The 22071-nt window shown below is 72.3% G+C and carries 23 protein-coding genes; 7 read left to right on the plus strand and 16 right to left on the minus strand.

Annotated elements, in window-relative coordinates; translation table 11 throughout:
* Positions 1–221 precede the first annotated feature (221 nt).
* The gene (locus tag AMA02S_RS30440; protein ID WP_067465026.1) at positions 222–938 is read left to right on the plus strand and encodes a Crp/Fnr family transcriptional regulator; all 717 of its coding nucleotides are present in this window, start codon (positions 222–224) and stop codon (positions 936–938) included.
* A gap of 35 nt (positions 939–973) precedes the next feature.
* Here AMA02S_RS30440 and AMA02S_RS30445 read toward each other — a convergent pair whose 3' ends face one another.
* Positions 974–1162 carry a hypothetical protein gene (locus AMA02S_RS30445; RefSeq protein WP_067465029.1) on the minus strand — a complete coding sequence of 63 codons (189 nt, stop codon included), beginning with the start codon at positions 1160–1162 and terminating at the stop codon, positions 974–976.
* Positions 1163–1398: 236 nt separating this feature from the next.
* On the opposite strand from AMA02S_RS30445, the gene AMA02S_RS30450 reads away from it, so the two are divergent.
* The 4 genes from AMA02S_RS30450 to AMA02S_RS30465 all read left to right on the plus strand — a co-directional run bounded on the left by AMA02S_RS30450 (position 1399) and on the right by AMA02S_RS30465 (position 4656).
* The gene (locus AMA02S_RS30450; RefSeq protein ID WP_084265751.1) at positions 1399–2301 is read left to right on the plus strand and encodes an NAD-dependent protein deacetylase; all 903 of its coding nucleotides are present in this window, start codon (positions 1399–1401) and stop codon (positions 2299–2301) included.
* Positions 2302–2356: 55 nt separating this feature from the next.
* Complete coding sequence (locus AMA02S_RS30455; RefSeq protein WP_067465032.1) at positions 2357–3052, plus strand: DUF6348 family protein; 696 nt, start codon at positions 2357–2359, stop codon at positions 3050–3052.
* 190 nt (positions 3053–3242) lie between these two features.
* Positions 3243–3899, plus strand: coding sequence for a class I SAM-dependent methyltransferase (locus tag AMA02S_RS30460; protein WP_067465035.1), 657 nt, complete (start codon positions 3243–3245; stop codon positions 3897–3899).
* Between the two features lie 154 nt (positions 3900–4053).
* Positions 4054–4656 carry a hypothetical protein gene (locus tag AMA02S_RS30465; RefSeq protein WP_157430910.1) on the plus strand — a complete coding sequence of 201 codons (603 nt, stop codon included), beginning with the start codon at positions 4054–4056 and terminating at the stop codon, positions 4654–4656.
* On the opposite strand, the gene AMA02S_RS30470 is transcribed toward AMA02S_RS30465, so the two are convergent.
* Both AMA02S_RS30470 and AMA02S_RS30475 read right to left on the minus strand, forming a co-directional pair.
* Positions 4581–5429: an ABC transporter permease gene (locus AMA02S_RS30470; RefSeq protein WP_067465042.1), complete on the minus strand. Its 849-nt coding sequence runs from the start codon at positions 5427–5429 to the stop codon at positions 4581–4583. The two genes, AMA02S_RS30465 and AMA02S_RS30470, sit on opposite strands and share 76 nt — an antisense overlap.
* Positions 5426–6412, minus strand: a complete 987-nt coding sequence (locus AMA02S_RS30475) for an ABC transporter ATP-binding protein (RefSeq protein ID WP_067465044.1) — start codon at positions 6410–6412, stop codon at positions 5426–5428. Before AMA02S_RS30475 ends, AMA02S_RS30470 begins: the two co-directional genes overlap by 4 nt.
* A gap of 234 nt (positions 6413–6646) precedes the next feature.
* Here AMA02S_RS30475 and AMA02S_RS30480 point away from each other — a divergent pair, with 234 nt between their 5' ends.
* Complete coding sequence (locus AMA02S_RS30480) at positions 6647–7597, plus strand: alpha/beta fold hydrolase (protein WP_067465047.1); 951 nt, start codon at positions 6647–6649, stop codon at positions 7595–7597.
* Here AMA02S_RS30480 and AMA02S_RS30485 read toward each other — a convergent pair.
* From AMA02S_RS30485 to AMA02S_RS30520, 8 genes are all read right to left on the minus strand, one after another.
* On the minus strand, positions 7515–8744 hold the full coding sequence (locus AMA02S_RS30485; RefSeq protein WP_067465050.1) for an MFS transporter: 1230 nt from the start codon (positions 8742–8744) through the stop codon (positions 7515–7517). The genes AMA02S_RS30480 and AMA02S_RS30485 overlap by 83 nt on opposite strands.
* Before the next feature lie 145 nt (positions 8745–8889).
* Positions 8890–9252 (minus strand): hypothetical protein, encoded by a 363-nt coding sequence (locus AMA02S_RS30490; RefSeq protein ID WP_067465639.1) that lies wholly within the window; start codon positions 9250–9252, stop codon positions 8890–8892.
* A 220-nt stretch (positions 9253–9472) separates the two neighbouring features.
* A complete protein-coding gene (locus AMA02S_RS30495) occupies positions 9473–12241 on the minus strand; it encodes a DEAD/DEAH box helicase (RefSeq protein WP_067465052.1) in 2769 nt (922 codons plus the stop codon).
* Between the two features lie 76 nt (positions 12242–12317).
* Entirely contained in the window at positions 12318–13145 is an 828-nt protein-coding gene (tatC, locus tag AMA02S_RS30500; RefSeq protein WP_369688414.1) for a twin-arginine translocase subunit TatC, read from the minus strand.
* A 191-nt stretch (positions 13146–13336) separates the two neighbouring features.
* Positions 13337–13693, minus strand: a complete 357-nt coding sequence (gene tatA, locus AMA02S_RS30505; protein WP_067465055.1) for a Sec-independent protein translocase subunit TatA — start codon at positions 13691–13693, stop codon at positions 13337–13339.
* A gap of 78 nt (positions 13694–13771) precedes the next feature.
* Positions 13772–13945, minus strand: a complete 174-nt coding sequence (locus AMA02S_RS30510; RefSeq protein WP_245667900.1) for a hypothetical protein — start codon at positions 13943–13945, stop codon at positions 13772–13774.
* A 29-nt stretch (positions 13946–13974) separates the two neighbouring features.
* Entirely contained in the window at positions 13975–15018 is a 1044-nt protein-coding gene (locus tag AMA02S_RS30515) for a helix-turn-helix transcriptional regulator (RefSeq protein ID WP_245667901.1), read from the minus strand.
* Positions 15015–16052 (minus strand): helix-turn-helix transcriptional regulator, encoded by a 1038-nt coding sequence (locus AMA02S_RS30520; RefSeq protein WP_067465070.1) that lies wholly within the window; start codon positions 16050–16052, stop codon positions 15015–15017. The genes AMA02S_RS30515 and AMA02S_RS30520 overlap by 4 nt, the downstream gene beginning before the upstream one ends.
* 139 nt (positions 16053–16191) lie before the next feature.
* Here AMA02S_RS30520 and AMA02S_RS30525 point away from each other — a divergent pair, with 139 nt between their 5' ends.
* Positions 16192–17274, plus strand: coding sequence for a DUF3866 family protein (locus AMA02S_RS30525; protein WP_174550997.1), 1083 nt, complete (start codon positions 16192–16194; stop codon positions 17272–17274).
* Between the two features lie 75 nt (positions 17275–17349).
* Here AMA02S_RS30525 and AMA02S_RS30530 read toward each other — a convergent pair whose 3' ends face one another.
* The 5 genes from AMA02S_RS30530 to prcA all read right to left on the minus strand — a co-directional run bounded on the left by AMA02S_RS30530 (position 17350) and on the right by prcA (position 22056).
* Positions 17350–17880: a DUF3291 domain-containing protein gene (locus AMA02S_RS30530; RefSeq protein ID WP_067465650.1), complete on the minus strand. Its 531-nt coding sequence runs from the start codon at positions 17878–17880 to the stop codon at positions 17350–17352.
* A gap of 33 nt (positions 17881–17913) precedes the next feature.
* Complete coding sequence (locus AMA02S_RS30535) at positions 17914–18600, minus strand: helix-turn-helix transcriptional regulator (RefSeq protein ID WP_067465073.1); 687 nt, start codon at positions 18598–18600, stop codon at positions 17914–17916.
* A gap of 88 nt (positions 18601–18688) precedes the next feature.
* A complete protein-coding gene (locus AMA02S_RS30540; protein WP_067465075.1) occupies positions 18689–19615 on the minus strand; it encodes an FKBP-type peptidyl-prolyl cis-trans isomerase in 927 nt (308 codons plus the stop codon).
* A 161-nt stretch (positions 19616–19776) separates the two neighbouring features.
* Positions 19777–21135, minus strand: coding sequence for a Pup--protein ligase (gene pafA, locus AMA02S_RS30545; protein ID WP_067465078.1), 1359 nt, complete (start codon positions 21133–21135; stop codon positions 19777–19779).
* A 168-nt stretch (positions 21136–21303) separates the two neighbouring features.
* A complete protein-coding gene (gene prcA, locus AMA02S_RS30550) occupies positions 21304–22056 on the minus strand; it encodes a proteasome subunit alpha (protein WP_067465080.1) in 753 nt (250 codons plus the stop codon).
* Positions 22057–22071: the final 15 nt, after the last annotated feature.

The following is a 22071-nucleotide window of genomic DNA, read 5'->3' on the forward strand; positions in this document are numbered from 1 at the left end:
TTCGATGAGGGGCTTTGCTTGGGACCATGCACCTGGCACGGACACCGCCGCGGGAGAGGCCATGACGAGCGCCCGCGCCGTGGCGGCCGCATGAGCGGACTGGTATCCGCGGCACTGGGCCTCACTGCCCCACTCCCCCCACATGCCGCGGGTACCGGTTCACCTGGCGGCACGTCCGCGCTTCGACCGGCGGGCCCCGGCCCAGAAAGCGGATCCCCCTCGTGAGCGAAAGGACCGACCCCGCCGCCACGCTGCAGCGCGGCGAGGGATTTTGGGATGACCTCGACGGCCCGCAGCGCACGACGCTGCGGCAGGTCGCGCGGCCGCGCCACTACCAGCCGCGGATGCCGCTGTGCTACCAGGGCGAGGAATCCGACCACATCATCATCGTCGAGAGCGGATGGGCGAAGGTGACCTCCTCCACCGCCGACGGGCACGAGGTGGTGCTGGCGGTGCGCGGGCCGGGCGACCTGGTGTGCGAGAGCGCGGTACTCGGCAGGCGGGGGCGGTCGGCGACCGTCACCGCGCTCAGCCCGATCCGGGCACTGGTGGTGCCCGCGGCGCGCTTCACCGGGTTCCTGGACGCTCATCCCAGCGTGTGGCTGCTGGTCAGCGGCACGTTCGTGCGGCGGCTGGACGACGCTGACCGGCGCCTGCAGGCGCACGTGTCGGCCCGCGGGGCGCGGCGGCTGGCGCTGCTGCTGACCGAGCTCGCCGAGCTGTCGACGCGGCACTGCCCGCCGGCGGCGGACGGCCGGATCGACATCGCGCCGCCGCTGTCCCAGGAGGAGCTGGGCAGCTGGATGGACGCCTCGCGCGAGACCGTCGCACGCGCCCTGAACAGCCTGCGCCGCAAGAACCTGGTCAGCACCGGATGGCGGAGGATCAGCGTCGTGGACCTCCCCGGCCTGCGCGCCTTCGCCCATGGGCAGGACTGACGACCATCGGCACCGTCCTTTACGTTGTAGATTTCTTAGCGCCGTCGCCGGGAGGAGCGGCGGGCGCGCCAGTCGGTACCGGCACCGACACCGGCGAGGTGCAGCGCGAGCAGCAGCAGGCCGAGGGTGATCAGCGTCTGGTAGTCCAGGGCGTCCGAGGTGACGTCGGCGAGGTCGAAGAGCAGGGCGAGAACGAAGACGATCGCGGCGACGATCGCGAGCATGGCGGACCTCCGGTCGGTCGGGGGCGCGGGCGCCCCGAGGGGTGCCTACCGGATGTCCAGCACCGCCCCCACCAAACCGAACCCCCGTTTCGGACACCCGCAATACCCCTCATGGGCCCTCCGGTCCGTCCGCCGGGGGCGGGAGAGGGGCCACCACAGCGCTCGGCCGATCACTGACCCGCCCACTGACGCGCCCACTGACGCGCCCATCGCCGCGCGTCGGGCACCATGGAGAGATGACGCAGGTGGTGGACGGGACGGCGGAGGCGGCCGGGCGGGCCGGGGCGGCGGTCGCCGGGCCCGGGCTGCGGGTGCTGGCGGATCTTGTGGCGGACGGCGACGTGGTGGTGATGAGCGGCGCCGGCCTGTCCACCGAGTCGGGAATCCCGGACTATCGCGGTGAGACCGGGCGGCGGCGCCGGGCGGAGCCGATGACCTATCAGCGGTTCACCAGCAGCGCCGAGGCGCGACGCCGCTATTGGGCGCGCAGCCATCTCGGGTGGCGGCACATCGCCCGCGCCCGTCCGAACGCCGGGCACCGCGCGGTCGCCGCGTTGCAGGGCCGCGGGCTGGTCCGCGGGATCATCACCCAGAACGTCGACGGCCTGCACCAGGCCGCCGGCGCGCGGGACGTGGTGGAGTTGCACGGCGGCCTGGACCGGGTGGTGTGCCTGGCCTGCGGCGACCGGACGCCGCGCGAGCACCTGGAGCGGCGGCTGCGCGACGCCAACCCCGGCTGGGAGGGGCGGGCCGAGGCCGTCAACCCCGACGGCGACGCCGTCCTGGACGACGTGGCCGTGGCGGCGTTCCGGATGGTGGACTGCGACCGGTGCGGCGGCCCGCTGAAACCCGACGTGGTGTTCTTCGGCGAGAACGTACCGCCCGCCCGTGTCCAGGAGTGCTTCGCGCTGACCGGGGGCGCCGGGGCGCTGCTGGTCCTCGGGTCGTCGCTGACGGTGCTGTCGGGGTACCGGTTCGTCCGGCACGCGGCGGGCCTCGACATCCCGGTCGGGATCGTCAACCAGGGCGCCACCCGCGGTGACGCCCACGCGCTCGTCACCGTGGACATGCCGCTCGGCCGGGCGCTCGCCGGGCTGCTGGCGGAGCTCGGCCCGACCGGGCCCGCCGAAAAGGGGTGATCATGCGCCTTCGCCCCGCTACGGTGATCCCTTCGCGGGCGATGAGGGGATCGGCATGGGGATCGGTGCGCAGGAGGTCGCGGAGTACGTGGCCCGGATGCTGGGCGAGGGGCACGGCCTGCCCGTGACCAGGGACGGGGCCGTGGTGGAGGTCACCGGGACGGGCGTGCGCGTCGCCGTCGCCGAGCCCGAGACGTACATGGACGGCCGCAGCATCCGGGTGCCCATCGGGGTGGCGCATCCGAGCTGGGACGGGATGTTCGCCTGGGACCAGACGGTGGGGGTCGGCGGCGGCGAGCGGCACCCGGTGGCCGAGGCCCTGGACGGGTGGGCGCACAACGTCTTCCCGGTGTTCGCCGCCCCGCTGCTGCCCTCGTCCGACCTGGCCCGCAACGCCGCCGCGATACCGCTCACGAGCGGCGACCGGACGGCGGACGTCTACTACGGGCCGCTGGCGTTCCGGGACTTCGGCGGGCTGGCGCCGGCGGTGCGGGCCGCGGCGGCGGAGCGTCCGCCGACGATGGTCGTGGTGCAGGAGCTGTTCGGCGGTTTCGCGCTGCCCGACCGGCCCCTGTGGCTGTACACGTTCTGTGCGCGGATGCCCGACGGTCCCGTGACCGAGGTGACGCTGCTCAACGGGGACAGCAGCGGGTCGTTCGGGCACGTCGCCGACCATCTGCCCTGGGAGGGGCACGGCTCGGTCAAGTCGTGGGCGCTGGTCATGCCGCGCCCGGCCGGGCACGGCGGCTAGGACGGGTTCGGCCCCAGCGGCGGCTTGCAGGGGCCGGCCGGCCCCGAGGACCAGCCGGGGCACGGCGCCGGCCGGCTGCGGGCGGCTGCGGGCGGCCTTGACGGGCGCCGCCGCCGCGTCCGACGATGCGGGTGATCAACAACGCCGTTGGTCGGGACGAGCGGAGGCGACGCCGGTGACGGGGACAGGGATGAGCGGGACGGGGCCGGGCGAGATCGCACCCGACGGCTCGGCGGTCGAGTTCTACGCCGCGATGCCGTTCGACGAGCGCAGCGCGGCGCTGGTGCACGGCGCCCTTGCGCCCGGGACGGCGATCCTCGAACTGGGGGCGGGCACGGGCCGGGTCACCGCTCCCCTCCTGGCCCTCGGCCACCCGGTGACGGCGGTGGACGACTCGCCGGAGATGCTCGCCCACATCCAGGGCGCGACGACGGTGCACTCGGCGATCCAGGATCTGGACCTGCCGGACCGGTTCGGCTGTGTGCTGATGATGTCGTACCTGGTCAACTACGGCGACCGGGAGGCGCTGCTGCGTGCCTGCCGCCGGCACGCCGCACCGGACGGGCTGGTGATCCTGCAGCGCGAGACCCTCGAGTGGGAGGAGGGCAGCCCGCGCGATTGGTCGCACGACGGCATCGACTTCCGGGTGACGCAGGTGGAGCCGCGGGGGCCCGGCGCCGTCGCGGCGACGATCGAGTACCGGATGGGCGGGCGGCGCTGGACACACTCGTTCACCTCGCGGCGGCTCGACGACGACCAGCTGCCCGCCGCGCTGGAGGCCGCGGGCCTGCGCTTCGACCGCTTCCTCGACGACACCGGCGGGTGGGTGGCCGCCCGTCCGGCGTGAGGCTCCCCTCTGGAGCGCCGGCGCGTCCACCGCGCCGGCGGTGCCGTGGCGGTCTTGACCTCCGCCTGACCTCCGCCTGACCGGCGCCGGGGCTTGGTCCGGGACGGACGGGGCAGGTCCGTGGGCGGGCTCAGAAGAGATCGGGGAGGTGGACGTGGCGCCACTGGGGGTGAACACGGGACGCGGCGCGATCATCCGGGCGGGCGCGCGCGGGCTGGTCGCCGCGATGGCGATGACGGGCGTCCGCACCGTGACGGCGGCGGTCGGCCCGCACGAGAGGACCCCGCCCGAGGCGATCGTGGAGGAGCACCTGCCGGTCGTGCACCGGCTTCCCGAACGGTACCGGGATGCGATCATCGAGCTCGTGCACTGGGCGTACGGGACGACCGGCGGCGTCGTGTTCGGGGTGCTGCCCTCCCGGGTGCGGGCGCATCCCGCGGCGGGCCCGGCCTACGGGCTGGCGATCTGGCTGGGGTTCGAGACCGGTGTCGCGCCGGCCCTCGGGGTGCGGTCCGTGCGCGAGCGGGGCGTCGTGTGGCGGGTCGTGGTCGCGCTGGACCACGTCCTGTACGGGGTCGTCGTCGCGGGACGGCTCGCCCCCGTGCGGCCCGCCGCCCGCAGGCCCGCCCTGCGGCGGATCATCAGCGGACGGCGGGCCGGCGGGCCGCGCCCGTTCGCGCGTCAGGCGTCGCGGCGCTTCAGCAGGACGGCGGCAACCATGAGGAGCAGGGCCGTCCACAGGGCGAAGACACCGTAGCCCTGCCAGGGTGTGAGCAGGTCGTCCTTGCCCTGGTGGGCCTGGGCGATGAGGTGCCCCGCCTCGGACGGCAGGTAGGCGTGGACGTGGTCGCCGATGCTGCCCGGCAGCAGCGCGGTGAGCGGCGCGAGCACCAGCACGAACCCGATCACGCCGGTGATGCCGCCGGCGGGGTGCCGGACGATCGCGCCGACGGCCATGGCGAACAGGCCGAGCATCGCCAGGTACAGCCCGCCGCCCACGACCGCGCGCAGCACGCCGGTGTCGCCGAGCGACACCGAGACCTTGTCGTTGAGGAACGCGGCGCCGATGAAGAACGAGGCGAAGGAGACCGCCACCCCGAGGACGAGCACCAGCAGCGCGAACACCGCGGCCTTGGCCCACAGCATCGGCAGCCGCCCGGGCACGGCGAGGAGGCTGGCGCGGATCATCCCGGTGGAGTACTCCGAGGCGATCACCAGCACGCCGAGCACGCACACGGTCAGCTGGCTGAGGAAGAACCCGCTCCCGAGGATCATGCTGGTGGGGTCGGCGATGATGGACGCGCGGTCGGACTCCTCGGTCTTGTCCCACTGCCCGACGGTGAGGCCGACGAACAGGGCGGTGAAGCCGAGGTCGAGGACGACCAGCAGGATCAGCGACCAGAACGTCGAGCGAACCGAGCGGATCTTCGTCCATTCGGCGAGCATGAGCCGCCCGAAGGCCTTGCCGCGCGACGCGGTGGGCCCGGGAGGTGCCGGGGGCGTGGCGGGGGTGGCGGTGACGGCGGTCATCGGGTCTTCCCTTCCTGCGCGGGAACGGCACCCGGGACGGCGCCGGGCGCGGCGCCCGGTTCGGCGCCGGTGGCGCCGTACTCGACGCTCTCGCGGGTGAGCTCCATGAACGCGGCCTCCAGTGATCCGCGCCGGGGCGTCAGCTCGTGCAGCACGAGACCCTCGGCGGCGGCGAGCTCGCCGACGCGCGGCGCCTCCATGTGCGTGACGGTGAGCGGCGCGGCGGCGTCGCCGGACTCGCCGCCGGGCTGGACCTTGGCGCCCTCGGCGGTGAGGAGGTCGGTGAGCCGCGCGGGTTCGGGAGTCCGCACGATCACCATCTTCTCGGTGCTGCGCTCGATGAACTCCTCGGTGGAGCAGTCGGCGATCAGCTTGCCGCGGCCGATGACGATGAGGTGCTCGGCGGTGACGGCCATCTCGTTCATCAGATGGCTGGAGACGAACACGGTGCGGCCCTCGGCGGCCAGGCGCTGCATGAGCGTGCGGATCCAGACGATGCCCTCGGGGTCGAGGCCGTTGACCGGCTCGTCCAGGATGAGCACCGCGGGGTCGCCGAGCAGCGCGGCGGCGATGCCGAGGCGCTGGCCCATGCCGAGGGAGAAGCCCCCGGCGCGCTTGCGGGCGACGCCCGTGAGGCCGACGAGCTCGATCACCTCGTCGAGCCTCTTGCGGCCGACGCCCTGGGTCTGGGCGAGGCACAGCAGATGGTTGTAGGCGCTGCGGCCGGTGTGCACGGCCCGCGCCTCCAGCAGCGCGCCGACGACCCGCAGGGGTTCGGGAAGGTCGCGGTAGTGCCGGCCGTGGATCCGCGCGTCGCCGCGGTTCGGCCGGTCGAGGCCGAGCAGCAGCCGCATGGTGGTGGACTTGCCGGCACCGTTGGGGCCGAGGAAGCCGGTCACCCGGCCGGGCACCACGGTGAAAGAGAGATCATCTACGGCGAGCCGGTCGCCGTAGCGTTTGGTGAGGTTCTCCGCCTCGATCATGTCTGCGTCCTGGGGGGTCGATGACGGGTCCGGTGACCCGGATCACACTAACGTGATGATCGCCTATGGCGGATCCTCCTGGAAGCCGATCCGCCTCCGACCTGGGTAGGGGAATCCTCAGGATGTACGGCGGCACTTTCGTCTACCTCCCGCGGAGCAGGTGCGTCTCGTCCCGGTGTCCGATGACCGCCGGGGGCGCCTGCGGGCATGCTTCTCCCGGACAGGAGGAGGCGCATGACCATCCGACCCGGGCTCCGCCGGTGGGCGCGGCGGCTCGCCGTGGTGTTCCTGGCGCTGCTGCTGGCGGGCACCTGCTTCTCGCTCGGCTACAACGCGGCGACCTCCGGGCGGGCGCGCGAGCCGGCGGGGATGGAGTTCGTCCAGGCCGGCGGGATCCGCACGCGGTACCGGCACTGGGGCGCACAGGGGCCGCCCATCGTGCTGGTGCACGGCGCCGCCGAGTCGGCCGACACCTGGGAGGACGTGGCGGCGCTGCTGGCGGTACGGCACCGGGTGTTCGCGCTGGACCTGACGGGGTGGGGCTACAGCGAGCGGCGCGGCCCCTACGACACCGCGCACCAGGCGGCGCAACTGCTCGGATTCCTCGGCGCGCTACGTCTGGACGGGGCGCTGCTGGCCGGGCATTCGAGCGGCGCGGGCGTCGTGGCGGCGGCGGCGCTGGAGGCGCCGTCCCGGGTGGGCGGAGTGGTGTTCCTGGACGGCGACGCGCTGGACACCGGCGCGGGGGCGGGCGCGGACCGGCTGCGGTTCGTGCTGCGCGACCCGTACCGGACGACGCTGCTGCGGCTGGCCGTCCGGTCGGACTGGGTCATCCGGACGATCTACGGCGCGCAGTGCGGCCCGTCCTGCCCTCGGCTGGACCGGGAGGGCGTGGACCGGTGGCGGCGCCCGCTGCAGGTCACGGGCGCCGAGCGGGCGCTGTGGGCGATGCGGGGCGTGATCGGTCTGCCCGCCTCCCGGGTGGCGGCGCTGGCGGAGCTCGGGCTGCGCACGTCGGTGGTGTTCGGGGCCGAGGACGACGTGTTCTCCCCCTCCTCCCCTCACGAGACGGCGCGGCGCATCGGCGCCCCTCCCCCGGTGCTCATCCCCGGTGCGCGGCATCTGTCGCTGGTGTCCCATCCGCGTCCGGTCGCGGACGCGATCGGGGCGGTGGCGGGGCGGTGACGGCGGCGGCGGGGCGGACGGAGCCCGCCGCGGCGGCCAGCAGCGCGGTCAGCGCGGCGACGATCCCGAGCGCGGCACCGAGCCCGGTGACCTCGGCGACCGCGCCGATCAGCGGCGGGCCGGCGATGAACCCGAGGTAGCCGCAGGTGGACACGGCGGCGATGGCGGGGCCGGGCGCGCCGCCCGCGTGCGCCGCCGCGGTGAACACGACGGGCACCACGCACGCCAGTCCGAGACCGAGGGCGGCGAGCCCGGCGAGCACGAGTGCCGGATGCCCGGCCAGCAGCGCCGCACCGAATCCGGCGGCGGCGACGGCGGCCAGCACCCGGACGACGCCGACGGGCCCGAACCTGCCGACGAGGCGGTCGCCGGCGAGCCGCCCCACCGTCATCATCACCGCGAACGCCACATACCCGGCGCCCGCGACGCCGGGGCCCGCGTCCAGCACGTCCCGCAGGTAGACCGCGCTCCAGTCACCGGCGGCGCCCTCCGACAGCAGCGCCGCGAGCGCGAGGACGCTGAGCAGGAGCAGCGGCCGGGTGGGGCGGGCGAACGCGGGACCGCCCGCCTGGGCGTCGGCGCCCGCGGGCAGCAGCCCCCGGGTCGCCGCGAGGCCCGCCGCGAGCGCTGCGGCGGCGGTCAGGCCGAGGTGCCAGGCGACGGGCAGTCCGAGGTGCGCGGCGGCCGAACCCCCGACGGCCCCGAGGAGGGCGCCGCCGCTGAAGCTCGCGTGCAGGCCCGACATGATCGACCGCCCGTAGCGCTCCTGGACGGCCATCCCGGCACTGTTCATCGCGACGTCCAGGCAGCCCACCGCGGCGCCCCAGGCGGTGAGGACGGCGAACAGCGCGGCCCAGGACCCGGCGAGGCCGATCAGCGCGGGTGGGACACAGAACGCCACGAACGCCGCGCGGGTCACCGGGCGGCTGCCGAGCCGCGCGACGAGGGCTCCCGTGACGGCCATCGCCCCGATCGAGCCCAGTGCGGGGCCGGCGAGCGCGGCGCCGAGCGCGGCGTCGCCGAGCCCGAGGTCGGACTTGACCTCGGGGATGCGCGGCATCCAGGCGGCGAAGACCGCCCCGTTGAGCAGGAACACCGCCGTCACCGCGCAGCGCGCCACGCGGATCCGCCGTTCCGGACCCCTCACCCCGCCTCCTCCTGTTGACCTGGTGGTCAGCAGGAGGCTACGCCCACGCCCGCACCGACCTGGCAACGGCCCGCCTCCGGGGACGCGACGGCGCCCTCCCCGACCGCGGGAAGGGCGCCGGTGTCGTTGTCGGCGTCAGTGCCGGTCAGGCGGCGGCGACGCCGTCCGCGGCGTTGATGTCCTTGTGGAAGCGCTTGTTGACGTAGAGGCGCTCACCGAGGTGGTCGCTGCGCCACCACAGGCCGCTGGGCGGGCCGATCCGGGTGTTGCGGGGCAGTTCGCGGAGCACCTCGTTCACCGGGGTCATCCGCAGCCGCCCGGACCGGCAGACCAGGATGCGCCGGTCGGTGACGACCACGACACGGTAGGCGTTGCTGAAGATGATGATCCAATAGGAGATCAGGGCGAAGTACTGGCTGGTCGTCTGGGCGCAGAACACCGCCTGGATGTTCTCGCCGGGCTGCAGCACGTGGGCCGCGTTGGCGCGCATCTTGTCGCGGATAGCCACGGTCCGGACCTTTCTCACGTAGCGCATGGGCATCCCGGGCAGTGGCCGCCGACACGGGGCGCGCGGGCACGACGCTGGGTCCCCACGTCCCTCAAGGGTTGTCGGGCGTCCCGATTGTGCCACCGAAGCGGCATTTCTGTGCGGTTTTCATGGCATTAGCCGGTTCCGGGCAACCGAATCGGTTCCGGCTCGGTCGTCCGGACCCGGTCGCCGGCGCCGGTCAGGTGACGGAGGAGTAGGCGACGACACCACGGCGCATCGCGTCCATGGCGCGGCGGGCGGTCTTGCGGATGTGGCTGTTCTCCGGCGCGGCATCGCTGACCTGGCCGAGCAGGTCGAGGAGCTGCTTGACGGCGCGGACGAAGTCGCCGGCGGTGAGGTCGCCTTCGAGCAGGACCTCGTCGAGCTCGTCGCCCTTGGCCCACCGGTAGGCGGTCCACGCGAACCCGAGGTCGGGTTCGCGGAGGAACGAGACGCGGTTGTCGCGTTCGACGGCGTCGAGCTCTCCCCACAGCCGGACCATGGCGGCCAGGGCATCCTGGGCGGGCCCGGGCGGGGTCCGGGGCGGGGTGGCGTCGTCGGGCTGCCGCGACTCGTAGACGAGCGCGGACACGCACGCGGCGAGCTCGGCGTGCCCGAGCCGCTCCCACAGTCCCTCGCGGAGGCTCTCGGCGGTGAGCAGGTCCAGCTCGTTGTAGATACGGCCGAGGCGGCGTCCCTCGTCGGTGACGGAGTCGCCTTCGAGGTAGCCGAGCTGCTGCAGGACGGCGCAGACGCGGTCGAAGGTGCGGGCGATGACCTGGGAACGGCCTTCGACACGGCGGCGCAGCTGCTCGGTCTCCCGCTCGAGGCGGTGGAAACGCTCGGCCCACCGGGCATGATCCTCGCGCTGGTCGCAGCCGTGCACCGGGTGGCGGCGCAGCTCGGTGCGCAGCCGGGAGATCTCGGCGTCGTCGACGACGGGCGCGTCGGCGCGGCCGCGGCGACGCTCGCGCGCCTCGTCGGGCACCTTGGCGCGCAGCGTGGAGGCCAGGTCGCGGCGATCCTGGGGGTTGCGGGGGCTGAACGACTTGGGGATGCGGATCCGCTCGACGGGTTCGACGGCGCGGGGGAAGTCCTGGATGGACAGCCGCTGCACGGACCGGTTGACCGTCAGCACGAGCGGTGCCGGCCCGTCGGAACGGCGCCCGACCCCGGGGTCCAGGACGACGGCGAGGCCGGAGCGGCGCCCGGACGGGACGAGGATCACGTCGCCGGGCCGCAGGTGCTCCAGGGACCGGGCCGCCTCGGCGCGGCGCGCCGACGACCGCTCCCGCGACATCTGCGACTCGCGGTCCGACAGCTGCCGCCGCAGCGCGGCGTACTCCATGAAGTCACCGAGGTGGCATTCGGCCGCCTTGGCGTAACCGGCGAGGGCCTCCTCGTTCTTGTGCACCTGCCGGGCCAGGCCGACGACGGCGCGGTCGGCCTGGAACTGCGCGAACGACTCCTCCAGCAGGGTGCGGGCGCGTTCGATGCCGACGGCGCCGACGAGGTTGACGGCCATGTTGTAGGACGGCCGGAAGCTGGAGTTGAGCGGGTAGGTGCGGGTGCCGGCAAGCCCGGCGACGGACGCGGGCTCGACGTTCGGCCCCCACACCACGACGGCGTGGCCCTCCACGTCGATGCCGCGGCGCCCGGCGCGGCCGGTGAGCTGGGTGTACTCGCCGGGCGTCAGGTCGACGTGGGCCTCGCCGTTCCACTTGTCGAGCTTCTCGATGACGACGGTCCGGGCGGGCATGTTGATGCCGAGCGCGAGCGTCTCCGTCGCGAACACCGCCTTGATCAGCCCGCGGGTGAACAGCTCCTCGACGATCTCCTTGAAGGTGGGGAGCATCCCGGCGTGGTGCGCGGCGACGCCGCGTTCCAGCGCGGCGAGGAAGTCGTCGTAGCCGAGGATCCGCAGGTCCTCGGCGGGGATGTCGGCGGTCCGCAGCCCGGTGTGGGCGCGGATCTCCTCCGCCTCCTCCTTGGAGGTAAGCCGGATCCCGGCGTGCAGGCACTGCAGGACGGCGGCGTCGCAGCCGGCTCGGCTGAAGATGAACGTGATCGCCGGCAGCAGCCCGGCGCGTTCGAGGCGCTCGATGACGTCGGGCCGGGCGGGCGGCCGGAACCGCTGCGGGCGCGGCGCGCGGCGACGGCCGGTGCGGCGGCCCTGGTTGACCTTGGCGCGCCGGACCTCCTCGACGGCCATGCGGGTGAGCTGCGGGTTGAGGCGGGCCTGCCGGTCCTTGCCCTTGCCGGTGTCGACGAACAGGTCGTACATGCGGGTGCCGACGAGCATGTGCTGGAACAGCGGGACGGGCCGGTGCTCATCGACGATCACGGCGGTGTCGCCGCGGACGGCGTGCAGCCACTCGCCGAACTCCTCGGCGTTGGAGACGGTCGCCGACAGCGCCACGATCCGCACCGAGTCCGGCACATGGATGATCACTTCTTCCCAGACGGCGCCGCGGAACCGGTCGGCGAGGTAGTGCACCTCGTCCATGACCACGAACGCGAGCCCGCCGAGCGTCGGGGAACCGGCGTACAGCATGTTCCGCAGGACCTCGGTCGTCATGACGACGATGGGCGCCTCGCCGTTGACGCTGTTGTCGCCGGTGAGCAGCCCCACCTTCGTGGGCCCGTACCGGCGGACGAGGTCGGCGTACTTCTGGTTCGACAGCGCCTTGATCGGGGTGGTGTAGAAGCACTTGGTGCCGCCGGTGAGGGCCAGGTGGACGGCGAACTCCCCCACCACGGTCTTCCCGGAGCCGGTGGGCGCCGCGACCAGGACGCCGCTGCCGTCCTCCAACGCCTGGCACGCCTCGATCTGGAACGGATCCAGCTCGAAGTCGTACAGGGTGCGGAAGTCCAGCAGGGCTGGGCCGTTCCCGGCGGTGCGCTTGCGGTAGGCGGCGTACCGCTGCGCCGGGGTCTGCTCGGCCGACGTGGTGTCGGGGGTGGTCATGACATCGAGCCTACGGTTTCGACCGGCCCGATTCCCAATTCGGGCCCCGTTTCGCCCGGACGACCGCGGGCGGGGATCAGCGGGTGCGGTCGCCCTTCTCCAGCTCGCCCTTCTCCAGCTCGGCGTCGATGGCCTCCAGGTCCAGCGGGGACGCCTCGTCGTCGGACAGGTCGTCGTCCATGACGGGGGCGCGTTCCTTGTGCCGGTCGTGGAAGAACGCGATCACCTCGGCGAACTCGAACAGCACGATCGTCGGCAGCGCCAGCGCCAGCATCGTGAACGGATCCTGGCTGGGGGTGGCGACGGCGGCGAACACGAACACACCGAAGATCAGCAATCGCCGGGACTTGCGGATCCGCTGGTGGGTGAGGACGCCGACGAGGTTGAGCATGACGACGAACAGCGGCAGCTCGAACGTCAGCCCGAAGATGAACAGCATCGCCTGGGCGTAGCCGAGATAGTCCTGGACACCGACCAGGACCGTGGTGTCGCCCGGCGCGAGCCCGATGAAGATCTTCAGGCCCTTGTCCATCGTCAGGTACGCCAGCGCGCCGCCGAGCAGGAACAACGGCACCGCCGCACACAGGAACGTGTACGTCCAGCGGCGTTCCCGCTTGTACAGGCCGGGCGCGACGAACGCCCAGATCTGGTACAGCCAGATCGGGGAGGAGATCAGCGCGCCGGCGATCAGGGCGACCTTGAGGTGGACGAAGAAACCGTCGAAGATCCCGTGCACGACGAGGTCGCACTTGCCGCCGAGACAGTGCTCCTGCGGGATGCGCGTGTAGGGCTGCTTGATGAAGTCCCAGATGGGGCCGAAGAAGATCCAGCCGATGATCGCGCCCGCGACCAGGCCGAGGATCGCCTTGATCAGCCGGTTGCGCAGCTCACGGAGGTGGTCCATGAGGGGCATGCGACCGCCGTTGGCGGCATTCTGCCTGGTCAGCTTCATTGTGGGCATTCGGGGCTCGGTTCCGGCGGCGGGGTCGGACACGTCCGGCCACCCGGGTGCGCGGTCGCGCACACGGTCGGGGACGCGCTCGGGGGCACGGTCATGCGCGGGGGCGGGGACGCGGTCATGCGCGTGGGGAGGGGTCAGCCGCCCTTGCGGACCTGGCCGGGGTCGGAGACCGGGATGCCCTGGATCGGCTCACCGGACGCCAACGCCCCACGGGGACGCTGCACGTTACCGCCCTCACCCGCGGCGGCCTCGCGCTCGAGCCGGGCGGCCTCCTCACGAAGCCGCGCGGCCTTGTCACGGGCCTCGGTGGACTCGCTCTTCTTGCCTTCGGCGCCCTCGTCGTCATCGTGCAGGCCCTTGGTCTCGGCCTTCAAGATCCGCGCGGACTTGCCCAGCGACCTGGCGAGCTGCGGCAGCTTCGCCGATCCAAACAACAGAAGCACAACGACGAGGATGATCATCCACTCGCCGCCGCCAAGGTTGGGAAGCATCGTTGCAAATCCTCTTCAGCCGGTTATCGTGCTAGACCGATCGTACGCCGTCCCCGGGCCGTTGTGGCGCCCGAGGTTTTAGAGATCACGGAGTTCATCCCGCAGCGCCGTGTGTTTCGGCCCGAGCCGCCGCCTGGTGCGTTCCAGTTCACGCCCGAAACGCCGTACGCCCAGGTAGACCTTGAAAGAACAGTAGGCGAGGACGACCAAGCCCACGAACCCCAACGACACCGACACCGGAACCCACGCCACGTCCGCCACGGTAGCCGACCAGGTCAAGCTCACGCCATGCCGTACCGTGCCAGAGCTCGGACGGCGTCGTCACGGATTGCCAAACCCAGCGACTCCGGCGCCGTCACCCGGCCCTGATCGCCGAGACGCAGGGCCAGACCCCGCACCCACCGGGTGTCGGGAGTCCTCAGCACCACCCGCAGCCGCCCCTCCCCCAGCTCCTCGACGCTTTCGCACGGGTAGTAGTCGGCGACCCAGCGGCCCCGCGGCGTCAACTCCAACGTGACCCGCACATCCTGCGGGGACGGGCGGAACAGGCCGGCGTCCACGTCGATCGGCTCCGCGTCGTCGGGGACCTGCGCGGGCACGTCCAGCACGGTCAGCCCCGCGATCCGGTCGAGCTTGAACAACCGGACGGCCTCCGCGCGGCGGCACCAGCCCTCCAGGTAGGTGTTGCCCTCCACCACCAGAAGCCGCATCGGGTCGACGTCCCGCTCGGTGTTCTCATCCCGTGCCGGCACGTAGTACGTCAGGTGGACGCGGCGACCGGCGCCGATCGCGTCACGGAGCCGGCCGAGCGCGGTGCCCGCCCCGTCCGGACCGGCGACCCCGCCCCGGGCATCGACCTCGACGGCGACCTGGCTGCTGACCGCGGCCGCGGCGCCCGCGGCGCTCTCCAACTTGGCGATCACCCGGCTGAGCGCATCCCGGTCGTGCAGGTCGGGGATCCCCGCGAGCATCCGCAGCGCCACCAGCAACGCGCTGGCCTCATCGACCTTCAACCGCAGCGGCCGCGCGATCGACTCGGCCTCGGTGACGGTGATCTCGCCGCCCTCGTAGGACAGGTCGATCGGACAGTACGGGTCGGGCGCCCGCAGCTCCACGCACCACAGCAGATTCAGGTCGTCGATCAACTGCTTCTCGGTCACCCCGAACGCGGCGGCGGCCTCGCCGAGCGCCACCGAGTCCCGGTTCACCACGTACGGGACCAGCGCCAGCAGCCGCGCGAGCCGGTCGGTGGAGGTCGTCGCGGCGGGCCGGCCGCCCTGCCGGGGAGCCGCCGCGGGCCCACCGGACGCCATCCCGGCGCTCATCGGCCGCCCACCGTCCCCTCCTGGACGCCCCGCACGTCAGCCGCCCCAGGGTCGTGGGAGGTGACGGCGAGCACCGACTTCAGCTGCTGGATCACGGCCTCTCGCAGATCAGGAGGGTCCAGGACGACGACGTCATCGGCGAAGCGCGCCAGGTAGGGCGCGAAGCGCTCCACATCGCGGAAGGTCAGCGTCGCCTCGTCCCAGTCGCCGTCCCCTTCATCGGCGGGGGCGGGCCGCACATCCCGCGCCCACCGCCGCGGCCCCTGCGCGGAGCCCGCGCGCAGCCGCACCGTCGCGGGCCTCGGCTCGCTCACCGGGTCGCCCCAGTCGAACGCGATGCGCCGCACGTCCACCCCGTCGGGCACGGTGACCGTCCCGGACGGGCCGTCGCCGCCGACATCGCCGACGATGCGGCTCAGCCGGAACACCCGCTGCTCCTCCCGGTCACGATCGAACCCGACCACGTACCAGCGGCCCCGCCGGCTGACCACGCCCCACGGCTCCAGATGCCGCCGCACCACCGACGTCCGGCCGATCCCCTGATAGTCGAACGCGACCGGACGGCCGTCGCGGACGGCCTCCCACAACGCCGGGAAAGCCGGATCACCGGTGTTCACCCGCGGCTCGATCCCGACCGCGGTCGTCACGTCCGTCTCCACCCCGGCGGCGCGCAGCTTCAACAGCGCACCGGAGGCCGCCTCCGCCATGCTGGCGCGCTGCCACACCCGCGCCGCGAGGCCGAGCACCGCCGCCTCGTCCGGCGTCAGATGGATGTCGGGCAACTCGTACGCCTGCGGCGGGATCCGATACCCGATCTCCTCACCGCCGCCACCCTGCTGGTCGCTGCCGACCTCCAGCGGGACACCGAGCTCGCGCAGCTCCTCCTTGTCGCGCTCGAACATCCGCTTGAACGCCTCGTCGGATTCGGGGTAGCCCGGCACCGCCCGGCGGATCTGCTCGGCCGTCAGGTAGCGCCGCGTGGCGAGCAGGCAGACCACCAGGTTCAACAGACGCTCGGTCTTGCGCCGTGACATTGGACCCCCCTTCCCCGCCGGACACGCTACCGGACCCACGCCCGGCTCCTGCCGGAGTTGGACGACATGGCGGGCATCTCCCGCCAGCGGAAAGGGCGGTCAGCCCCCACCGCGCAGGCCAGGACGCTACCTTTCCGGTGTGATCAGATGGCGCAGAGGGACCGTGGAGGGCGTCCGCCGCGAATGGCCGGGCGCGGTGGAACTGACCGTCGACATCCCCGGGGACGGACAGCGCCGCGCACTCGCCTACCCCGCCCTGGTGGGGCGGCCCGAGCCGGGCGACACCGTACTGCTCAACACCACCGCCCTGGCGATGGGACTCGGCACCGGCGGGTACGCGATGGTCGTCGCCGTCCCCGACCGGCTACCGCCCGACCCGACCGGCCCGGGACATCTGGTCAAGGCCCGCTACACCCCCCTGCAGGCCACCGTCCTCGGCGCCGACGAGCAGGACTCCCCCCACCACGCCGTCCTCCGCGACGCCGACTCCCTCGGCGGCGCGCCCGTCATCGTCGCCGACCTGCACTCCGCGCTCCCGCCGATCCTCGCGGGGCTCCTCGCCGCCCGGCCCGGCACCCGCGCCGTGTACGTGATGCCGGACGGCGGGGCGCTGCCGTCCTGGTTCTCCATGTCCATCGCCCAGCTCACCGGCGCCGGCGCCCTCGCCGCCACCGTCACCGTCGGGCAGGCGTTCGGCGGCGACCTGGAGGCCGTCACCGTCCACACCGGTCTGCTCGCCGCGCGGCTCGTCCTCGGCGCCGACGTCATCATCGTCGCGCAGGGCCCCGGCAACCTCGGCACCGGCACCCGCTGGGGTTTCTCCGGCGTGTCCGCCGGCGAGGCGGTCAACGCCGCGGCGGTCCTCGGCGGCCGCCCCGTCGGATCGCTGCGCGTCAGCGAGGGCGACCGGCGCGAGCGTCACATCGGCGTGTCCCACCACTCCCTCACCGCCTACGGCCGCGTCGCCCTCGCCGCCGCCGACATCCCCGTCCCCGGACTGGGCGGCCCCTTCGGCGCCCGCGTCGCCGCCGACGCCGCACCCCTCGGCGACCGCCACACCCTCGTCCCCGTCCCCGTGGACGGCCTGCACGAGACGCTGCGCGCCGCCGAGAAGGACTGGGGCGTCCGCCTGTCCACCATGGGCCGCCGTCTGGACGAGGACCTCCCGTACTTCCTCACCGCCGCCGCCGCCGGACGCCACACCGCCACGCTCCTTTCCTGACCCGGCCCCTGGCTCCCCCATGCCGGTCACGTGCCCGTCATGTGGCGCCGCCGGCCCGCGTCCGTGCGGTCCGGGTCAGAGTGCCGCCGGCTGAGCGTCTCCGGAAGTGCTGATCATCCCGGGCGCCTGGGCTGCCTGGGTGGCTTCCTCCGCCGTGTAGGACGTCCTGAAGGTGAACGCGAGCGGTGACGGCCCCTCGCCACGGAGGAGTTCGAGGCGCTCCAGAGCCTCCTCCACGGTGGGGACGTGTCCCGCCGGGATCCACCACAGCACGAGATGGGCGTCCACATGCCGCCGGAACCACTCACGGCGGCGCCGCATCGTCTCCAGGTGCGCACTGCGGTACACGAAGTCCCACAGGGTCTGCGCGGACTCCCACACCGAGAAGTTGATGATCACGTCGGTGCCGGCGGGGCGCATGCCGGTCGCGTCGGCCTGGCCCTCCTCGATCAGCCGCCACACGAACCCGGGCGCGCCGTCGGCGAGGGCGTTGACGGGGTCCAAGAGCTCGACGAAGTCCTTCATCCGCGGGTCGTCGAGGGGGAAGTGGAGGGTCGCGACGTTGAACTGGGCGAGATGGAGGCGCGCTGAGGTGTCGTCGGTCATGTCCGCCACCTCACCACGTCCACGATCTCTATGTCAACGATCATTATTTTTAGAAGTCTCGGCCACGACACAACACCACCCCGGACGCGGGTCCATCCGCACCCGCACACCGTCCGAACCCTCGACCAGCCCCTCCAGCAACGCCAGGTTCATCCCGCACACCAGCGGCGGAAACTGCTCCGCGACCACACGGAACGGGCAGTTGCGCATGCGCAACACCGGACGCCCCCCGCTCCCCTCGCCCCCGTCACGCCCGTCCTCCAACACCGGGGCGTACCCGCGCTCCGCCAGAACCTTCGCCACCGCGCCCAGATCCCCGCACGACCCGCCAGGCCCACGCAGCGCCCTCCCCCGCCGCCGCGCCGCGTCCTGCACCTCCATGTCCAGGCCCGCCGCGTCCGCGGCCTCCGCCAGCAGCCCCGCCACCGTCCGGTAATCCCGCGGCGGCACCGACACGCCATGCTCCACCACCGACCGCCGGTACACCTTCGCCGGACGCCCCGCGCCCGGCCCCGAACGACCCGTCAGCCGCCTGCTGGCCGCCTCCAGCAACCCCACCTCCACCAACCTGTCCAGGTGGAACGCCGCCAAGGTCCGCTGGACGCCCGCCGCCTCCGCCGCCTCGTTCCGGCCCACCTCGCGGTCCTGTGCCGCCACGAACTCGTACAACCGCCGCCGTACCGGATCCTGTAGCGACGCGACCGCATCGATATCGTCCACCCCGCCATTCTAAGAACAACCGAGATAGGACATAGAACTCGCGGGGCGGATCAACACGCCCCCAGCCCGCCCAGGCGTCCAGCGGGATTCAGTGCGCCCCGAGGATGTCGACGACGAACACCAGCGTGTCCGATCCCCTGATACCCACCTGCGCCAGCCCCTTCGCCCCGTACCCGAACGACGGCGGCACCACCAGCAGCATCCTGCTGCCCACCCGCTGCCCCATCAGCCCCTGATCCCAGCCCTTCATCACCTGACCGGTCCCCGCCGTCACCCCGTTCGGATGCCCCGACGCCCACGACGAGTCGAACATCTTCCCGTCCCGCCAGAAGAACCCCGCATACTGCACCGCCAACAACTGCCCCTTCCGCACCACCGGCCCGTCCCCACGCACCAGCGCCCGCACCTGCAACCCCCTCGGCGCCGCCACCCGCGGAACCGTCACACTCGGCGCCCCACCACCCGACACCCTCGGCAACCGAGGATCCGCCAGCGGCGGCTCCACCCGCCCCCGCGGACCCGCCGACCTCCCATACACCCCACGCACATCCAGGACGTACACCAACGTGTCGCCCCCGCCGATCTGCCGCGCCGCATTCCCCCGCTCCCCGAACCCGTCCTTCGGCGGGATCGACGCCACCACCCGCGACCCCACCCGCGCGCCCTCGAACGCCCGCTGCAACCCCGGCACCAGCCCCCACGTCGGGAAAGCCTCCGGCCGCCCCGCCGCGAAACTGCTCGCCAACAGCTTCCGCCCGCTCCTACTCCACCGGTAACCCACATAGTCGGCCACCACCAGATCACCCTTACGCGCCCCCGCACCCCGCCCACCCGACAGCGTCTCCACCGCCAGCGAACCACCCGGCGCCCCCTTCGGGAACGACACCTCCGGAAGCCGCCCGAATTCCCCCTTCACCGTCACCCGCACGCCCCCGCCACCCGAACACCCGGCGGCGAACACGAACGGAACCGCCAGCACGGCGGCCACGGACACGGCGGCGAGACCTCGGCGCATACAGGTGGTCCTTCACGGGGGGTGACGAGCGCTGCTGGGCGCTCACACTACCGCCAAGTGACCTGCGAGTAGCCACGGACGCGCCACACCCCGTGACCAGAGCCATCCCAGCGATGGTCGCGCCGCACACCCGCAGCGCCCCACCACGACCGCTCCGGCCCCTACATCCCCGCGATCAGCTTGTCGACCCGCTCGTCCACCGACCGGAACGGGTCCTTGCACAACACCGTCCGCTGCGCCTGATCGTTCAACTTCAAATGCACCCAGTCCACCGTGAAATCGCGCCGCTTCTCCTGCGCCTTCCGGATGAACTCCCCCCGCAGCCGCGCCCGCGTCGTCTGCGGCGGCACCGACTTCGCCTCGAAGATGTCCAGATCACGCGACACCCGCTCCACCGACCCCCGCTTCTCCAGCAGGTAGTACAGCCCACGATCCCGATGCACATCGTGATACGCCAGATCCAACTGCGCCACACGCGGCGACGACAACGGCAGATCATACTTCCGCCGATACCGCTCGATCAGCTTGTACTTCGTCACCCAGTCGATCTCACGGGCCACCATGTCCAGATCGCCCGTCTCCACCGCCCGCAACGTCCGCTCCCACAGCTCCAGCACCCGCTTCGCCGTCGCGTCCCCACCCCGCGCGTCCACGAAGTCCCGCGCCTTGCCGAAATACTCCTTCTGGATCTCCAGCGAACTCGCCTCACGGCCGTTCGCCAGCCGCACCTTCCGCCGGCCCGTCATATCGTGACTGACCTCCCGGATCGCCCGAATCGGGTTCTCCAACGTCAGATCACGCATCACGACCCCGGCCTCGATCATCCGCAGCACCAGATCGCTCGCCCCGACCTTCAGCAACATCGTCGTCTCACTCATGTTCGAGTCACCGACGATCACATGCAGCCGGCGGAACCGCTCCGCATCCGCATGCGGCTCATCCCGCGTATTGATGATCGGACGAGAACGCGTCGTCGCCGACGACACACCCTCCCAGATGTGCTCCGCCCGCTGCGACACGCAGTACACCGCACCACGCGGCGTCTGCAGCACCTTCCCCGCACCACAGATGATCTGACGCGTCACCAGATACGGGATCAGGACGTCCGCGAGCCTCCCGAACTCCCCATGCCGCCCCACCAGATAGTTCTCATGGCAACCGTAGGAGTTCCCCGCCGAGTCCGTGTTGTTCTTGAACAGATAGATGTCACCCGCGATGCCCTCCTCCCGGAGCCGCCGCTCGGCATCGACCAGCAACCCCTCCAGGATCCGCTCCCCCGCCTTGTCATGCGTCACCAGATCCACGACACTGTCGCACTCCGGCGTCGCATACTCCGGGTGACTGCCCACATCCAGGTAGAGCCGCGCGCCGTTGCGCAGGAACACGTTGCTGCTACGACCCCACGACACCACTCGCCGGAACAGATAGCGCGCCACCTCATCAGGTGACAACCGCCGCTGACCCCGGAAGGTGCAGGTGACGCCGTACTCGTTCTCAAGCCCGAAAATGCGCCTGTCCACACCAAGACCCTATGCGGCCCGGCCCCGTCTTGGCAGTCTCTCAAGCACACCGTTTCCGCAACGGCCCAGACGCCAGGACCCGCCGCAGCCGGGCGGCCCCAGCCACCCCACCACGACGGGCCACAACCACACCGGAGCCGCCCACGCGGCGCCGGCCCCTGCCGGACGTCACTCCTCGTCCGCGTCCTCCGACGCCGGCGACGCCGAACCCGAGGCACCCGAAGACGCCGAACCCGAATCACCCTCAGCGAGCAACTCCTCGATCCGCCGCGCCGTCAACCGCTTGAACAGCCGGTGCTCACGATTGCGATCCAGCACCGCCACCTCCAGCGACGTCGCCTCCAGCCGCCGCTCCGAATCCTGCGCCTCCAAAGCCCGGACCGCCGTCCGCAACGCCTCCACCAGCGACGAGCCCTCCCGGTACCCGTCCTTCAACGCCTGCGCCACCGCGTCCGCCTGACCGCCCATCGCCACGTAACCGTGCTCATCGGCCACCGAACCATCGAACGTCAACCGGTAGATCTGGTCCGTCTCCGCGTCGTCGCCCACCTCGGCGACCACCAACTCCACCTCGTACGGCTTGTTCGTCTCCGTGAAGATCGTCCCCAGCGACTGCGCGTACACGTTCGCCAGCCCCCGCGCCGTCACATCACGACGGTCGTACTGGTACCCGTTGATGTCCGCGTACCGGACCCCGCCCAGCCGCAGGTTCTCGAACTCGTTGTACTTCCCCACCGCCGCGAAAGCGATCCGGTCGTAGATTTCACTGATCTTGTGCAGCGCCCGCGACGGATTGTCCGCCACGAACAAGATGCCATCGTCGTACTGCAGCACCACGACACTGCGGCCACGCGAAATCCCCTTCCGCGCATAGTCCGCCTTGTCCTTCATCTGCTGTTCGGGCGACACGTAGAACGGCATGGACACCGAACTGGA

Source organism: Actinomadura macra NBRC 14102 (genome assembly GCF_001552215.1).
Taxonomy (GTDB): domain Bacteria; phylum Actinomycetota; class Actinomycetes; order Streptosporangiales; family Streptosporangiaceae; genus Spirillospora; species Spirillospora macra.

What these genes read in the sequence shown, in the direction of transcription:
- AMA02S_RS30450 (WP_084265751.1), top strand. Translation starts at nt 1,399, where the DNA reads ATGACGCAGGTGGTGGACGGGACGGCGGAGGCGGCCGGGCGGGCCGGG.
- AMA02S_RS30460 (WP_067465035.1), top strand. Translation starts at nt 3,243, where the DNA reads ATGAGCGGGACGGGGCCGGGCGAGATCGCACCCGACGGCTCGGCGGTC.
- AMA02S_RS30520 (WP_067465070.1), bottom strand. Translation starts at nt 16,052, where the DNA reads ATGTCACGGCGCAAGACCGAGCGTCTGTTGAACCTGGTGGTCTGCCTG.
- AMA02S_RS30495 (WP_067465052.1), bottom strand. Translation starts at nt 12,241, where the DNA reads ATGACCACCCCCGACACCACGTCGGCCGAGCAGACCCCGGCGCAGCGG.
- AMA02S_RS30475 (WP_067465044.1), bottom strand. Translation starts at nt 6,412, where the DNA reads ATGATCGAGGCGGAGAACCTCACCAAACGCTACGGCGACCGGCTCGCC.
- AMA02S_RS30455 (WP_067465032.1), top strand. Translation starts at nt 2,357, where the DNA reads ATGGGGATCGGTGCGCAGGAGGTCGCGGAGTACGTGGCCCGGATGCTG.
- AMA02S_RS30540 (WP_067465075.1), bottom strand. Translation starts at nt 19,615, where the DNA reads ATGCGCCGAGGTCTCGCCGCCGTGTCCGTGGCCGCCGTGCTGGCGGTT.
- AMA02S_RS30470 (WP_067465042.1), bottom strand. Translation starts at nt 5,429, where the DNA reads ATGACCGCCGTCACCGCCACCCCCGCCACGCCCCCGGCACCTCCCGGG.
- tatC (WP_369688414.1), bottom strand. Translation starts at nt 13,145, where the DNA reads ATGGACCACCTCCGTGAGCTGCGCAACCGGCTGATCAAGGCGATCCTC.
- AMA02S_RS30530 (WP_067465650.1), bottom strand. Translation starts at nt 17,880, where the DNA reads ATGACCGACGACACCTCAGCGCGCCTCCATCTCGCCCAGTTCAACGTC.
- tatA (WP_067465055.1), bottom strand. Translation starts at nt 13,693, where the DNA reads ATGCTTCCCAACCTTGGCGGCGGCGAGTGGATGATCATCCTCGTCGTT.
- AMA02S_RS30445 (WP_067465029.1), bottom strand. Translation starts at nt 1,162, where the DNA reads ATGCTCGCGATCGTCGCCGCGATCGTCTTCGTTCTCGCCCTGCTCTTC.
- AMA02S_RS30480 (WP_067465047.1), top strand. Translation starts at nt 6,647, where the DNA reads ATGACCATCCGACCCGGGCTCCGCCGGTGGGCGCGGCGGCTCGCCGTG.
- prcA (WP_067465080.1), bottom strand. Translation starts at nt 22,056, where the DNA reads ATGCCGTTCTACGTGTCGCCCGAACAGCAGATGAAGGACAAGGCGGAC.
- AMA02S_RS30515 (WP_245667901.1), bottom strand. Translation starts at nt 15,018, where the DNA reads ATGAGCGCCGGGATGGCGTCCGGTGGGCCCGCGGCGGCTCCCCGGCAG.